The following is a 15750-nucleotide window of genomic DNA, read 5'->3' on the forward strand; positions in this document are numbered from 1 at the left end:
ATGATTTTTTCGTGCAAAACTTGTGTTTGTCGCCTGTTTTTTACGATTTTCGAGCGGGAAGGTCCCGTTTTTAGCGCACTGCGGGTGCCACCCTGAAATACCCGGCAAGCCGGCCGCCCAACTCGAGACGCACCACGAGGGGAGAGCCATGAGCCATGCGGCCGAGGTCAAGTCGATGCGATTGGCCCGCGAACGAAGCCGAAGCGAGCGCATTGCCCTGCATGTCGAAGACGCGGACAATTTTCATTCCGGATTCGGACACACGGATTTCGAGCGTGCGACCTTCCATCGCGATATGGAAGCCAGCCGCTCCCGGAACGTCGCGCCCCGCGAATGTCGTCGAGAAGCTGGACTCCGGTTCGAATGACGAACTCGACTGGACGCTGCTGGAGGATTCCACGCTCGAGCTGGATTCGAATTGCGCGCTGCTGGAGCTTTCCTCGCTGGAACTCGACCCAAGCGACGAACTGCTCGATTCGAGCGCAGAACTGCTCGACGAGACACGGACAAATTCGCAGTTTTCCACGGCAACCGTCGAATCGAGAACGAAACACACGTTCGTATCGGGCTCGACAATGCCGAAGAGACCGGCAAGCACCACGGAACTGTCCCACGCGAGCACCGGCGAAAGCTTCGTCACGTCCAGGCTTCCGGGGAACGGATCGTCCTTCTGCCGCGCACCACCGCCCTGGCTCATGTAACCGCCCGTCTGGCTGAGAACGCGGATATCGCCCGCTTCGACTATGTCCACGCGCTGGTGCTCCGGGACATCGTTCATGGCATCGAGAGTCCATGCGCCGGAATTAAATTCGATATGCCACACAAGCATCCCGTGATTCGGGAGGCCGCCATCCCATTTGACCTGCTGGCGGTTTTCGAATACATACCATTCCTTGTCATTTACGTTCACGTAGTATGCAAAGTTGTTCGTACCGAGCGGAGGGAGCGCCTTCACCTGCGAATCCACTTCAAGGGTCGTGTAATCGAGCCAGCCCATGAAATTTCGCTCGAACGCGCTGTAGTTGGGCGGCTTACGGTAGTTCCCGTTATACATGCCGGTCGCCATCACGTCCCACGCATGTGCTCCCGGAGCCTGGTAGGCGCTGTCGGCATAGTAGGCGCTGCAACCACTCATCCTCACGCAATAATGATCCTTGAGACCCATCGTATGGCTGAATTCATGGATTAGCTGCACGACATGGCTTGCACCTTGATCTATGATAAAGCAGGTGTTGAACTTTTTCCCGTCCGGCGTCTCGACAACCGAACTGTATTTTTTGAGTGTAGTCTGGAAGCCGCCCAGGTGCTTGGTCCCCAGCTTGTAGCGGGAACCCGCATACATCACGCCGAACGCATCTATCTCGCCATCGTTATCGTAGTCATAGAGCGAGGCATCGAATGACGGGTACTTTTCGAGCATCGAGAGGACGGCGCGCTTCATGAATTCCGCCTCCTTCCCGATGTATCCGCTGAAGGGTTCACTCTCGCTCACCAGGAAGATATCGAATTGCGGTTCGAATACGCCCGACGACTGATCGACAAAGTAATCCCTCGCCGACCCCAAATAGTCATCCTCGTTATAGCCTGCAACATTCAGCCGCGCATACATTCCCGCAGAATCGAGATTTTGCAATCCATTCGCTTCGCCTGCCACAAGGATTATCGGGAATCGAAGTTTCCCTGCCGAATGGTGCGACTTCGGGAGTACCTTGGGAACCCACGGTGCAGGCGCCACCCGATGTTCCATATCACGGTCCGCAAACCGGTCCGGAGTCCGGCGGCGATGTTCCCTAAACGTTTTTTCACGGTTGAGCCCGTTCAGAAACGCCCTTTCTGCGCTCTTGCGCCTGTGCGGATTCCGCGCCTTGAACTTGGAGGGTTCGCCATTTTCGTCGGCGTAGTAGAAGACATTCTTTTCGTCGGCAACCACGAGGTAGCCGTCTTCCGTACGCGTGACGCTGTAATGTTCGTCGCCCAAGTCCTGGAGTGTAAGCGAATCACCGTCGTTAATGACAACACGACGTTCACTAGGGTCAAGCGGAGACGCAAACACTGCAGCCGGCAACAATGCACATAGCAAGGCCATCCCAGCAGTCAGGCGAAATTTACCCATCAAACACTCCCTACAAATAATCTACTAGCGGACAAGCACCTTCTTCGCGCCGTAGCCGTTGACCTTCACCAGGTAGGCGCCGCTCTTCACGGGTTCCAGGTTCAGCGTCGCGCGGCCCGCATTCAAAGTACCCGAGGCGACCTTCGAGCCGTCAAGCCCGAGCACCGTCACCGTAACGCCGTTCTTTGCGCCGGCAGCGTTCACCGTGAGCATACGGCCGGAAAGGTGCACGCCAAACCCTGCGGCAACGACATTCACCTTCGGAACAGAGACCTTTTCCGGAACTGCGATAAACGGTTTGTTCTCGTCGTAACGGGCGACAAGCGCATTCATGAACCACGTGGTATGCGGGAGCCACTGTTCGTCCCAGCGCCACACCTGCCACGATTCCTTCATCGCATCGAAGCCCACCGCGGCGACACCGTCATCGGTCCAGGCGATTCCCGAACCGTCGTTGTTCTTGCCGGTAATGCCGTTCGCGATACCGCCCTTGAGCGTCGCATCGTAATTCGACTGGCCGTCATAAATATTGGGATTCTTCTTGCCGATACCGTACATCATGCAAGTTGCGTAAGGGTTCTTGCCCAGAATCCAGTCGAGCTGGTCGGCAGCGTATTTGTTCACGCCGTCATCAAGCGACTTGAGAGCATTTGCAGCATACACCGCAGCAGCGGCAAGGCTTGCAATTCGTGCATCTTCGCCCTGCCACCAGTAACCACTCTCATTGTCGTGCGGAATAAAGAAACCGTCCTTGATGGCATTGTTCGTCTTGTAGGTCTGGCGAGCATAACCGAACGGGTTTTCTACCTTGTTCGTAATGGTGACAAGCCATTTCAGGTGCTTTTCGATGGCAGTCTTCGCGGCTCTCATGATATCTGCCCCAGGAATAACGCACTCTACGTCAGGCGGACACGGTTCGTAATCCACCATGGCTTCCGCTTCCAAGTAGCGCACCAACGCCATCAGCGGGAGGCCAGCATCGCTCGCATGCCAGAACGGGCGCGTCTTCGCGTCGTCGCTCCAGAAATACCCGTCATCGCTCAAGCGACCGACAAGGTGCTCCGCACGCGCCTGCATATCCTTCTGGTACTGGCTATTGCCTGTAGCCACATAGAGTTCCGTCGCTGCGAGGAGAGCCGTGTAGTCGTCGATGATGTTTTCCTTGCCGTCGTCACAGTAGGCGCAGTTGCCGCCCATGCTCTGCTTCGAGGTCAAATGTTCGTAAGCCTTCTTCGCCGCATCCAGGTACTGCGCCGCAGTGTAGTCTCCCTTGGCCGCAATGTTCATCCCTTCGAGATGCGCCACGCGGGCAAGGCCGGCAATCGCCATGCCACCGCCTTCACGGAACGCCGTCTGGTAATCGGCACTCTTTATGCCGTCGGAACCCTTGAACGCACAGAGTTCGCGCTTGCCCATCGGGCTTCCCCAGTTGTCGAACACCGTCATGTAGAAGAATCCCTGGTCGTCGAGCATGCGCACCAGGAAATCCGCACCGAACGCCGCCTCGTCGGCAGTCTTCGCCTTGGTGCTCGTACTGCCGAGCAAATGCGGAATGTGTTCTGCCGCAAAAGCGAGCGACCACACCGTGAGCGGAATCTGCTGCGGGTTCAGGTAGTTCGCATAGGAAAGGTGCGAAAGGTACTTGCTCACGTCGCCGCTCGCATCGTACCAGCCGCCGTGGACATCGCGGGTGGCGCCGCTCCCGTACACGGGAATCTTCTGGTCCATCGCCACAATTTCTTGCCGGCTCGCGCGGTCGTTGTAGAAGTAATCCATCACCATGCCAAGAGTCTTTTGCGCAAGGGCCTTGTCACCGATGAAGAACTTCTGCGAAGCCGACGGGCTACCCGCAGACACTTCCACATGGAAACTGCCCGACTGCAGCGGTTTGTCCGTAAGCTTGATGGTGTAGAACTTCCCGTTGTTCGTCCAGTTGTCCGGATTTACGCCCGCACCGAACGTGCCTGTCGCCACGGAGGCGCCGGTCATGTCGCCATCCGGGTCAAACCACAGGGTCCACTTTTGCCCTTCGAGGTTGTCGGTGCTCTTGACCACGATAGAAATCGGCTGGTCGGAGTCGTAGCCCGCCTCGTTAAAGTAGAAGGTATTGTCCGCGAAAGCGGATGCCGCAATCGCGAGGGAAAGGGGTATAAACGTTGTTCTCTTCATGGTATTGAATATAAGTTTTCGGGGCTAGTTTATCAATAAAGAAACTATTAGGTGTGCTCCCCGCCATGTCCTTTTGCTTTGTTTTCTACGCAAATTTAGCGTTAAATAACAAGGCGGATGTAAGTCCCGACTTCTTTTCAGACCTTGCATTCTCAAATTACAAGCCAAAAGCAAGTCTTTCCGTAACGTAAGGGCTTAGGTTTTCAAACAAAGCGACCGCCTATGGCAGTCGAATTTCTCCATTTTACCACTTTTCTACGCTTGTTTTGCGTTAAATAAGCCATTTTCTTTTTCAGCCATACTTTTTTCCTTGACCGGCGCTTTTGCAGAACCTATCTTTGCGGAGCAATTAAAAAAGGAACCCAACCATGTACTACGAAAGCATCAAAGTCCTCGACTGCACCATCCGCGACGGCGGCCTCGTCAACAAGCACGACTTCTCCCTGGAATTCGTCCGCCGCCTCTACACCCTCCTCACCGCAGCCGGCATCGACTACATGGAAATGGGCTACAAGAACTCCCCCGAACTTTTCGACCCCAAGGAATACGGCCCGTGGAAGTTCTGCGACGACGACCTGCTCTGGAAAGTGAAGGACGGCATCGATTCCAAGATGAAGATGGCCGTGATGGCCGACGTGGGCCGCGTGAACATGGACGCCGTGAAGCCCGCATCCGAAAGCCCGTACCAGATGTTCCGCGTGGCAAGCTACGTGAAGAACATCGACAAGGGTATCAGCATGGTGAACGCCTTCCATGACATGGGTTACGAGACGACCCTCAACATCATGGCCGTAAGCCGTGACCGCGGTCCGGAACTCGACGAAGCGCTCCACCAGGTGCAGGAAGAATGCAAGGCCGACGTGCTCTACCTCGTCGACAGCTTCGGCGCATTCTACCAGGAAGACATCGACAAGGAACTCGCGCGCTACAAGGGAATCGTGAAGGGCAAAAAATTCGGCTTCCACGGCCACAACAACCAGCAGCTCGCCTTCTCCAACACGATCCAGGCCATCATCAACCACGTGGACTACCTCGACGGTTCTGTTTCCGGCATGGGACGCGGCGCGGGCAACTGCACCACCGAGCTTCTGCTCAGCTTCCTCAAGAACCCCAAATACGACCTGCGTCCGGTGCTCGACGCCATCCAGGAGCTTTTCCTCCCGCTCAAGGAAAAGTACGAATGGGGCTACATTATCCCGCAAATGATTACGGGCATGCTCAACCGTCATCCGCAAGACGCCATCGCCGTCCGCAAGACGGAAGACAAGGACAAATACCGCAAGTTCTACGAAAAGATGGTCAACGACTAATCCAAAAGGCGAATCCAGCACGAAAACCTGCTTTCGTATTGGTGAGCCGAAGGATTAGGGACTGCGAAGCAGGCCCCTAGGAGCCGAGCGTCGCCCCTACTTCTTCAGCAGGAACCCGGCAACCGACTTCTCGCGGACGAAAGTCTGCTTCGCAGCCTCCTGAACGGCGGCTGCGTTTACTTTTTCCAGTTCGTCGGCCCAGTTGAGGAAGATGTGGTAGTCGCCGAACATCTCGTACCAGGCGAGCATCGTCGCGACATTTTCCATATCGGTAAAGCTGCGGACGAGGCCCGCATAGGTATGGTTCTTCACCTTCTGGAATTCGCGTTCGCTCACGGGTTCGTTCTTGAGCTTTTCAAGTTCTTCCCATACGATTTTCTCGACCTTCTCCGCATCGGCATCGAGCCTTAGGCTCACCATCACGGAGAATTCGGATACATACTTGTTCGGGCTGTTGCCCGCCTTCACGCTCACCGCGAGCTTTTCCTCTTCGACCAGGCGCTTGTAGAGCCTGCCGGAACGCCCGTTCAGCACGCCTTCCGCGATATCGAGCGCATAGAGGCTCGGGTCGCCCACTTCGGCCGTCTTGAACACGAGCGAATAGAGGTTCGGCGCATCGGGGCGAATCTGCTTGAAACGCTTCTCGCCCACCTGTTCCGGGTCGCGCACCGTAATCGGCGGGAACGCCTCGCCCGCGGGAATATTGGCGAAATACTTCTTCACCATCTGCATCGTGGAAGCGGTATCGAGGTCGCCCGCCAGCACGAGAATCGCGTTGCGCGGCTTGTAGTACTTGCGGTAATGCTCGTCGGCCATTTCGCGGGTCAAGTTCATGATGTCGGACGGCCAGCCGATAGTCGGCACGCGGTAGGGGAACGCCTCGTAGATAAGCGAATTCATCGTCTCGAAAAAGCGGCCCGTGGGCTTGTCGTCGTAACGCATGCGGCGTTCCTCGCGCACCACGTCGCGTTCGGAGTAGAATTCGCGCAACACCGCGTTCTGCATGCGGTCGGATTCCAGCCACATGAAAAGTTCAATCTTGTCCTTGGGGAGCGTGACGATGTAGGCCGTCATGAGGTCAGTCGTGAACGCGTTGAGGCCCGTGCCGCCCACGGACTGGTAGGCGCCCCAGAGTTCATCCTTCACAAATAGCTTGCGCTGTTCATTCAAGAGGGAATCGTGTTCGGCAGTGAGTTTCTTGACTGTAGCCGTATCGCCCGCAAGCTTTGCCGGACGGATAAGCGCCTGCAGGCTGTCCTCGCGCGCCATGAACGCCGCATCGGCGATGCTGTCGGTGACACCCACCTTGTTGGTGCCCTTGAAGAGTTCGTGTTCCAGGATATGCGCAAGGCCGGACTTTCCCGGAACCTCGTGCACCGAGCCCGTCACGTAAAAGAGGCGGCAGCTCACCGTGGGTGCCTGCTTGTTCGGGTGCAGCAGCACCGTGAGCCCGTTTTCGAGAACTTCCTTGTGGACGGGGAGATTCACGCCCGCCTGGGCAGGGGCAAACAGCATGAGCGCACCCGCGATACCGGCAGCAATACCAGAAACCTTTCGCATAAGACCTTTCATAGCCATGAATTTAGTAAAACTTTTCCCGAGGGTTTCGCCACACGCACGACCTAGCGTTCGAGCGTCTTGATTTCGCCGCGCTTTACGCGCTCCTCGCTGTACGGGTCTATGTGCACCAGCGCATCCACCACGTTCTCGCCCGCGTCGATGAGCCTGCGTTCCACATCCTCGGCCAAATCGTGCGCCGCAAGGAGGGTCATCTCGGCAGGTACCACCACGTGCAAATCCACATGCAGGTCGGAACCCACGTAGCGCGTGCGGAACCCGTGTATGCTGATGACGTTCGGGCAGGCAAGCGCCACTTCCTTCAACTTCTGCGCGACCTCCTCGCTCGCGCCCACATCGGCGACGCGGTGAATTCCGGGCCAGGCAATCTCGTAGCCGGAATGCAGGATAAAGCAAGAAACGATAATCGCGCCGACAGAGTCCGCAAACCAGAGCGTCGGGAAAAGTATCCCGAACAAGACCGCAATCAGAACCGGTATAGAACTGTACGCATCGCTCCGGTGGTGCCACGCGTTCGCCTCCACGGCCTCGCTCCGGATGGCACGGCCCTTCGCCCGCGTGTAGCGGAACAGGGCTTCCTTCACGACAATGGAGACCGCAGCCATCACGGCCGCAATCCACTCGGGGTGCGACTGTTCGCCGTTTACAAGGGCCATTATGGCATTGTAACCGAGCCCGATACCCACCGCGCATACGGCAAGCCCGATACCCACCGAGATGAGCGTCTCGAAACGCCGGTGCCCGTACGGGTGGTCCGCATCGGGGGGCGCGTTCCAGAACTTGGAACCAATGATTATCGCGATATCGGTAATGAAATCCGATGCACTGTGGATGGCGTCGGCAACAAGCGCCTGCGACCCGCCAAAATAGCCCGCGAAGAACTTGCCCACGGAAAGAACCACGTTCCAGACAAGCCCTACCAGCGTTACGCTGCGGACCTCGGAGCTGTCGTCTTTCTTTCTGATGCGCGTCATGCGACCTAATATAAAAATTATTTTATAAGCAAATGAAGGCGTTTTTCGCTTCCCATGCAACCTTTTTGGCCCGCCGGGCATCAAAATACCTGGAAAAAGGGCAATACTTTCTATTTTTTAGGCTGCATCTATGAAAATCTTGAAGAAATTGCTGAAAATCGCCATCGTGCTCGCGGTACTTGCGGGCATCGCCTACGGCGTGAAGTTCTTCTTCTTTACGGAGAAGGCAAGTGACGCCGCGGGCCCGCTCGTGAGCGCGAAGGTCACGCAGACTACGATTTCGACGACAATTTCGGCAACGGGAACGCTCGAGCCGGTCGACCAGGTGGAAGTGGGCACGCAGGTCTCGGGCGACATCGCGAAAATCTACGTGGATTTCAATTCCAAGGTCAAGAAGGGCCAGGTGATTGCCGAACTCGACAAGTCGAAGCTCAAGGCGACACTCACGCAGGCAGAAATCGCCTACCGGAGCGCAGAAAACGACTACAAGTACAAGGAATCGACCTACAACCGCGTGAAGAAACTCTCGGAGAGCAATTCCGCGAGCGCCGTGGAACTGGAAACTGCCGAATACAACATGAACGCGGCAAAGTTCGCCGTGGAACGCAGCAAGAACGAGGTGAACCAGGCAAGGCTCAACCTGAGCTACGCGACCATCAAGAGCCCGATTGACGGCGTAGTCCTGAAGCGCGCAGTAGAAGTGGGCCAGACGGTGGCCGCCTCCATGAGCACGCCCACCCTGTTCGTCATCGCGAAGGACCTGAGCCAGATGAAGGTGATGGCCGCCATCGACGAGGCGGATATCGGCCAGGTGAAGCAGGGCCAGAAAGCGACATTCACCGTCGACGCATTCCAGGGAGAATCGTTCAACGGCGCGGTACAGGAAGTGCGCCTGAACCCGACAACAACGAGCAACGTGGTGACTTACACGGTGGTGATTACCGCGGAGAACCCGGAACAGAAGCTCTTGCCCGGCATGACGGCGACCTGCACCATCGTGACGCAAGAGGTGAAGGACGCCATCGCGATTCCCGTGAAGGCTCTCAAGTTTACTCCCGCAGACGGGACCCCGATGGCAGACCCGAAGGACATGCCGCACCCGCCGCGCATGGACCGCGACTCGCTCGCAGGCGACAGCGCATTTGCGAAGGGAGACTTCCCGCCTCCGCCTCCAGGAGGTTTCGGCCCGCCGGGTAGCGGTACCGGCGGCTCCGGAAAGTTCGGGCCTCCGGGCAAGGGCGTTTTCAAGAAGCGCGCCGGAGCGAAGAAACCCGCGGGCGACCACGTGTGGGTCAGCATCGACGGGAAGGCGGCCCCCCGCAGGGTCAAGACCGGCATCAGCGACGGCGTGAACATCCAGATTCTGAAGGGGCTATCCGTCGGCGATTCCGTCGTGGTGAGCCAGGAAAGCATCAGCGCCGCCAGTACCGAGAAGGCAAAGGCCTCGAACCCGTTCATGCCTACGCCGCCGGGCAGGAAAAAGAAATAACGTTATTTGAACAGCGCCTTCACGGCAGCGACTTCGCCCGGAACAATCGTGCGCGTCGCATCCGCGACTCCATCTTCCCATCCGGCAAACACGCCGCCATCTACAGGCTGAGCCGTGAGCCTTACCGGGAATCCTTCGAAGAACTGCACCGTCAGCGCGGGGGAATCGAGCGGCAGGCCATGGACAAGGATACGGCCCTTCCCTTCCGTCCGCAGGTCGACCGCGGCGGCCGCCCCCAATTCAAAATGAGCCTGCATTTCCGAAGCGAGCTTCGCCGGGCGCTCCTCGATAAACTTCTCGATAAGCCCCAGCTGCCGTTCCATCCTAGACGCGTTCAGTTTCCAGCGTTTCTGGTCGCGTGCGATTTCCGGTTCGATTTCCGACATCATTGCGTCGAGACGCGCACGGACGCGTGAACTTTCGAAGTTCATTGCTAGCAATGCGGACATGCGGTTGATGAACGCGGCCTTGAAGCCCTCGTTTTCGAGCAGGCGGCGCAACAGCAGCGTATGCTCGGGGCCATTGGGCCAGCCGGGACCATCTTCTGCCGTCACGAAGTCGAAAATGTTCAGATCCTTGTACTCGCTGTACTCGTTGCCCATGCCGAAATCCAGGTCGTAAAGGAACCACTTCCACTTGGTCTGCGGATTGGTGCCGCGCCACTTCTTCATGTTGTTTGCCGGCCAGTCGCGGTTGTCCGCATAGATTTCGGTTTGCATGTAGTTGAGGTAGTTGTCGATATCTATCTGCGAGGCCACCTGCGCATAGTTTTCCTCGTCGTCCAGGCTATTCGCCTCCAGCCATTCCATGAGCCTTGTGTAATCGACCGAAGAGCCCGCCGATGCGGCATTGTCCGCCTTGAGCAGGTCGATAGCGCCCGGGTCGATTCCATAATGAGTCTCGAAATAGTATTCGGTACTGCGTTCGCGGATGCTGTGGATGCCGTAGTACTCGCCATTGTAATAGACGACGGCAAATCGGCCACGCTGGTAATCGACGCCGAGACCCTCGCTTACGGAACTTGCGAGGCGGTCGCGGACGTAATCGTTCCCGAAGTTGCTTCCGTTGTTGCGGAGCAAGAAGACCTTGAACTTGTCGAGTTCCGGATACTCCGGGAACAGCGCATACTTGAGGCGGCTTTCGCCATACTTTTCGCGGAAGGTGATGGCGACCGACTTCTTGGAGTTCTGGCGGCTGTAATTGCCGAAAATCTTGAGGCCCGCGTTGTGCGCGAAGGCAGGTGCATTCGTTCCCGGCTCCATCAGTTCGACCGTCACGGGAATTTCCTTGTCGAGCCAGTAATTCGCACCGTAATGCGGTTCCTTTTCCTGTGCGAAGTTTCCTTCCATGTAGATTCCAGAATCCGGGTCAAAAAGCGAATTCGGGTCGGCCGACAGGAACACCGCAGGGACCGCCGGCGCATTTTCGAATACGTAGGTGCGCGTCATGGTTTCGCCCGGAAGCTTGTAATCCACAAAGCTCGCGCATCGGACCGTCACCGTGGAGTTTATCTGTAGCGAAGGCGTCAAGGGGCTTTCGTCCGTGGGGACCGGGCCTCCCGTTTCGCACCGGACCGAGGCATCTTCGGGGAAAACAATTTCGAAAGGAGACGCATAGAATCCCGAAGGCGGAATTTCGGCGAGCGATTCTACGGACGGAGATCTAGAAACCAGCACTCCTCCGGAAACATCTCCATACGGAGACGGATCCGCGTAGCCCCACTGGTACCCGAAATCGGAAAACACCTTGTCGCCGTTTTCCGTTATATGGGTTTCCGCTCCGCGAGGGCCGTAGTTCCAGGTTTTCCCCACGGGCATTTCCGGGTAGGCGACAGAATCCACAATCGCCGTATCCGCATTCACCAGGTAAAGGCTCCCGCCCTTTTTCGATAGCTTGAATCCGGCATGAGGTTCGTGGCCACGGTTCCGCACAAAGTAATCAAACACCTTGATGGTCATCTCCTGCGACTCGTTGGATTCAGGGCTAATCCGCGTGCCATAGATATTTTCGAGATCCGGGAGCTTCAAACCCGCCGGTAGCCTTGCGCGGTAGACCGTCGAAGAATCTCCGGTGCCGGTAAAGATGAACTCGTAACCCTTCCAGTCGTCGACATCGGGCTGTGCCAGGCGGAAGGAGACCTTCCTGTCCTTGGTGATGTAGGCTCGCAAGAACAGTTCGTTCGCCACCGAGATATCGAGCACGTCATCGGTACTCGAACTGCGCGTCCCGACAAACATCGCGATCGAGGACCAGCCCAGTTCCTCGTTTTCGCCAAGTTGCATCCGCGCCCCGACGCGCCGCTTCCCGTCTTCGGAAAAGCAATTCTTCTTCTGGCCTTCCAACGGGTCGGCAAAGCTGTAGCCCGGCGGGTCGCTCTGCGCATCGGTCCATGTCCAGCATCCGGGGCCAATCATGTTGAGCGTATCATGCGGCAAGACGTAATCGGGATAATCCTTTCCCGACATGAACACGAGCAGCAGCGAATTCGGTTCCATTTTCACGTTTCCGAATTTCCATTTAAACGGGTCTTCCTGCGAATCCGTCAGGTACATTCCGGACAAATTCACCGTATCCGTCGAGCTGTTGAAAAGTTCCACCCAGCCCGCATCGTCGCCCTCGTGATCTTCGTAAACGACATTGACAGGATCTATCTCGGTAAACTTCAGCAGGCCGTCCACAAACGGCAACGTCGCCCCGGTATTCGCCGAAGAACTGGATTCCTCGTCAACAGCCGGAGTCCCATGCGAGCCGCCGTCGTCGGAACACGACGCGAACATCCACGCCACGAGCGTGCCAAGTAAAAACGTTATGGAAAATTGCCTATACACCATGAATTGAATCTATATTCTGAATCCGAAAAAGCAAGTTTCCTGTGCGGCAAAGCAAGCGATTCCGCACAAAAAAGCGCGACCGCGAGGCTAGGGATGCGATTTGCGCGGTCTGCGGACAACGAAGAGCGCAGCCCCCGTGAGCACGAGCACCGTGGAAACGATTTTCCCAATCGGGAAGGCCTCCGAGAAAACGAGCGCACCGGCCAGGGTCGGCACCGCGGCACCGACCGCCGCACTGAACGGGATGATGAACAGCGCGCGGCCACGGGAGAACGAAATCTGCGAATAGAGGAACGCGATGCCGTAGGTCGCCACGTAGCCGAGCGTGCGGAAATCGACCAGCAAGTTCGCGACGGAAGAAACTTCGATATGGTCAAGATCGAAATCCATCGCGAGGCTCTTGTAGAACGCCGCCGAAAGCCCGAAGCCAACACCCATGATGAGAGAATCCACCATTTCGCGGTTCTTCACGAACAGGTGCAGCACAAGCGTCACGCCACAGAGCACTCCGGAGTAGATCCAGAGCATGGAGACATTCTGCACCGCCGTGGATTCGCCGAGGCTCTCGACCGAATAGAGTAGACCCGCCACCACAAAACAGATGGCGACGACGATACGCTTCGTGAGCGCCTCCTTCAGAATGCAGAAACCCATCAGGGCGGTAAGCACCGGGTTCAGGACCATCATCGGCTGCACCTGCGAAAGGTCGTAGCGTGCCATTGCGATGTAGTAGCCGACAGTCGCAAGCACGGAACAGCCAAACCCGAGCCACCAGAACTTATTCGTAATGACACCCTTGAAAAACTCCCAGGGTTTCGACGTCCCGCCCGTCCGCTTGCCGACCGTGGACACCCCGGACTTTTCCAGGATGTTCCCGCACGCAAAAAGGAACGCAGGGCCTATCGTGAGAAGGAGAAACAGCATCGGCTAGATCTCGTCGTAGATTTCCTGGTAAATCCAATAGTTGCCCATGACGCGCTTCACGTAGTCGCGGGTTTCCCAGTAGCTGATATCCTCGGCACGGATATCCCACGGAAGCCCGGCGCCTGCCGCCTGCCAGCGCCTTGTCGGCTTGGGGCCCGCATTGTAGTTGCCGAGCACGTACATGTAGTCATCCTTGTATTCGGCCTTCAGGTCCACGAGGTAGCGAATGCCGAGGCGAATGTTCAGGTAGGCGTTGTAGAGCTGGGACGGATCGAAATTCGCGAGGCCTTCCTGCTTCGCGAGCATCCTGCCGGTCGCGGGCATGATCTGCAACAGGCCGCACGCACCCGCCGGGGAGACAATCTGGAAGTTGAAAATCGATTCCTGGCGCATCACGCTGTAGACAAAGAACGGGTCGATGCGCGTGCCGGAATGGAACTTGACCTGGTCCTTGTAGGGCACCGGGAACAGGTAATGCAGCACGTCGAGAGGAGGCTCCATCAGCTTGCGGCGGTCGATTTGCGCCTGGAACTGGCGGGCAAGCCTGTAGCCCGCAGCCGTCTCGCCCATCTCGTAGAACAGCTTGCCGAATTCGTAAAGGAAGTCGAGGCGTTTCGCGTTCTTCTTGCGCAGTTCCTCGTAGAGGGTGAATGCCTCTTCGGAAAATCCGTACTGGAACAGGTTCTTGATCCGTCCGTAGTTTTCGGGCGAGTAGCTCGCGTCCTTCTTGTCGTTTTTCTGGACGCTGCGCACCCAGGCGAGCGTCGAATCCAGCGACATGGGGATGCCGTGCGCATAAGGGACTTCGGATGCTTCCATGAGCTTGTATTCCACCAGCTTGATGCGGCTCCTGTGCGCGTAGTATCCGAGCGGGAAATCGCGGATACAGTCGAGGTAGGCCTCGCGAGCGAGCGAATCCTTGCCCATCTTCATGTAGGTATCGGCAAGGAACATGCGGCTTCCGCTTCCACTCCAGAGGAACGGATCCTTCGCGGCATCGACAAACGCCTTCTCCGCCTCATTCCACTTTTCTTGCTTGAAATAGATGAGACCGATGCGGAACTTGGCCCATTGACGCTTCTGGTTATTGCCGAAGCGGCTGTTCGAAAGTTTCTTGAAGCAGACGATGGCGCTATCGTAGCGCGCCTGCTGTTCATGCTCGAATCCGCGCACCCAGAGGTTGTTCGCGTTTTCCTTGCTGAACTGGCTCACGTCCTGGAGTATCGCGTCGAGCCTGCGGATTTCCTTCGTATTCTTCGTCGCCGCATTTCGCATCATGCGGAGGGCGGCCTGGATCCACACGGGGCGCGCTTCCACGGAATCGATCAAGTAGACATACTGCGCAATCGCTTCCTGTTCGCGCTTGAGCGCCTTGAGCGCCACGACACGCTTCTCCCAGAGGGCGATGCGGGCATTCAAATCGAGCGTGCTCTTCGGAAGCAGCATCTGGAGCGAATCACCGGAAGGTTCCAGGGCGGATTCGGGATGTTTCGCGACCGCGCGTTCATCCATCACCCGGATGGAATCGAGCAAGTCGAGGCATGCGGATGCCTCTTCCTTCCCGCAGGCCATCCTCGCATAGGCGACCTTCTCGGCGAGCGATTCCGGAGTCGTACGGACCTTGCGCAGGCGCTGGATAGCCGTGAATGCGGAATCCTTGTACGGGCTCGACATCGCAAGCACCTGCATGTAGTAACGCTTCGCCTGCTTCTGCTGCTTGATCTTTTCCAGGTACACCGCATAGCGGAACCTGAGAGCAGCCACCTTCTCGCCCTTGGTGTTACGGTCCAGGTAATGCTTCAGGGAATCCGCACGGGCCGCTTCCGAAAGCGTCGAATCGTCAAGGGCAGCATCGATGCGGAGGTCGGCCGCCGTCTTTGCAAACAAATTATCTTTTTCAAATTTCGCCCCCTGCTTGAGGACTTCACGCATGCCCGCAAAGTCGCCCTGCATAAAGCGGGATTTCGCCATGCGGAGCACTACAGCCGATTCGAGCTTGGGGTCGCGGGTGCGGAGCGCCTCGTAGGCCACGAAGGCGCTGTCCCACTTTTCGGTATAGTAGTAGTAGGCGGCCTTCGCAAAGTCGCGGACATCCGCCGAAAGCGTCGTGTCGGAGAAGGCGGCCTTCGCAAGGTCCGCATGCACGATAAAATTCTGGAACTTGTCCGGTTCCACCTGTTCGAGCTCGGCGTAGGGATTCACCGGGACTGCCGGGGCAGCGGGAGCCACGGAGGCCGAATCCGCCACGGAATCCTGAGCGGCCTTGTCCCCATTCTCGCCCGAAGCGTTACATGCGACAATCAGCCCGAGCACTGGAATAAAACGGCGGAAGAAAGCCGACCTACACAAATCCACCATGCAC

The 15750-nt window shown here is 57.2% G+C and carries 9 protein-coding genes; 2 read left to right on the top strand and 7 right to left on the bottom strand.

The annotated features are described in order from the left end of the window. Positions 1 to 70: 70 nt before the first annotated feature. Together B4A77_RS01880 and B4A77_RS01885 are read right to left on the bottom strand one after the other, a co-directional pair. The gene (locus tag B4A77_RS01880) at positions 71 to 2113 is read right to left on the bottom strand and encodes a hypothetical protein (protein WP_290737816.1); all 2043 of its coding nucleotides are present in this window, start codon (positions 2111 to 2113) and stop codon (positions 71 to 73) included. A gap of 24 nt (positions 2114 to 2137) precedes the next feature. Next, positions 2138 to 4282 carry a glycoside hydrolase family 9 protein gene (locus tag B4A77_RS01885; RefSeq protein ID WP_290737819.1) on the bottom strand — a complete coding sequence of 715 codons (2145 nt, stop codon included), beginning with the start codon at positions 4280 to 4282 and terminating at the stop codon, positions 2138 to 2140. 368 nt (positions 4283 to 4650) lie between these two features. Between B4A77_RS01885 and B4A77_RS01890 the strand changes: the two genes are divergently transcribed. Beyond that, a complete protein-coding gene (locus B4A77_RS01890) occupies positions 4651 to 5592 on the top strand; it encodes an aldolase catalytic domain-containing protein (RefSeq protein WP_290737821.1) in 942 nt (313 codons plus the stop codon). Positions 5593 to 5688: 96 nt separating this feature from the next. Here the strand turns inward: B4A77_RS01890 and B4A77_RS01895 are convergent, their stop codons facing one another. Together B4A77_RS01895 and B4A77_RS01900 are read right to left on the bottom strand one after the other, a co-directional pair. After that, entirely contained in the window at positions 5689 to 7164 is a 1476-nt protein-coding gene (locus tag B4A77_RS01895) for a M16 family metallopeptidase (RefSeq protein ID WP_290724932.1), read from the bottom strand. Positions 7165 to 7214: 50 nt separating this feature from the next. Continuing rightward, positions 7215 to 8144 (bottom strand): cation diffusion facilitator family transporter, encoded by a 930-nt coding sequence (locus tag B4A77_RS01900; protein ID WP_290737823.1) that lies wholly within the window; start codon positions 8142 to 8144, stop codon positions 7215 to 7217. A 130-nt stretch (positions 8145 to 8274) separates the two neighbouring features. On the opposite strand from B4A77_RS01900, the gene B4A77_RS01905 reads away from it, so the two are divergent. After that, on the top strand, positions 8275 to 9633 hold the full coding sequence (locus B4A77_RS01905) for an efflux RND transporter periplasmic adaptor subunit (RefSeq protein ID WP_290737826.1): 1359 nt from the start codon (positions 8275 to 8277) through the stop codon (positions 9631 to 9633). A gap of 2 nt (positions 9634 to 9635) precedes the next feature. Here B4A77_RS01905 and B4A77_RS01910 read toward each other — a convergent pair whose 3' ends face one another. The 3 genes from B4A77_RS01910 to B4A77_RS01920 form a co-directional block, all read right to left on the bottom strand. Next, positions 9636 to 12464, bottom strand: a complete 2829-nt coding sequence (locus B4A77_RS01910) for a CotH kinase family protein (protein ID WP_290737829.1) — start codon at positions 12462 to 12464, stop codon at positions 9636 to 9638. 87 nt (positions 12465 to 12551) lie between these two features. Next, on the bottom strand, positions 12552 to 13388 hold the full coding sequence (locus B4A77_RS01915) for an EamA family transporter (protein ID WP_173381657.1): 837 nt from the start codon (positions 13386 to 13388) through the stop codon (positions 12552 to 12554). Between the two features lie 3 nt (positions 13389 to 13391). Then, a complete protein-coding gene (locus B4A77_RS01920) occupies positions 13392 to 15746 on the bottom strand; it encodes a lytic transglycosylase domain-containing protein (RefSeq protein WP_290737832.1) in 2355 nt (784 codons plus the stop codon). Between the last annotated feature and the right edge of the window lie 4 nt (positions 15747 to 15750).

It is taken from the genome of Fibrobacter sp. UBA3718, from assembly GCF_002371935.1.
In the GTDB taxonomy this organism is placed as follows: Bacteria; Fibrobacterota; Fibrobacteria; order Fibrobacterales; family Fibrobacteraceae; genus Fibrobacter.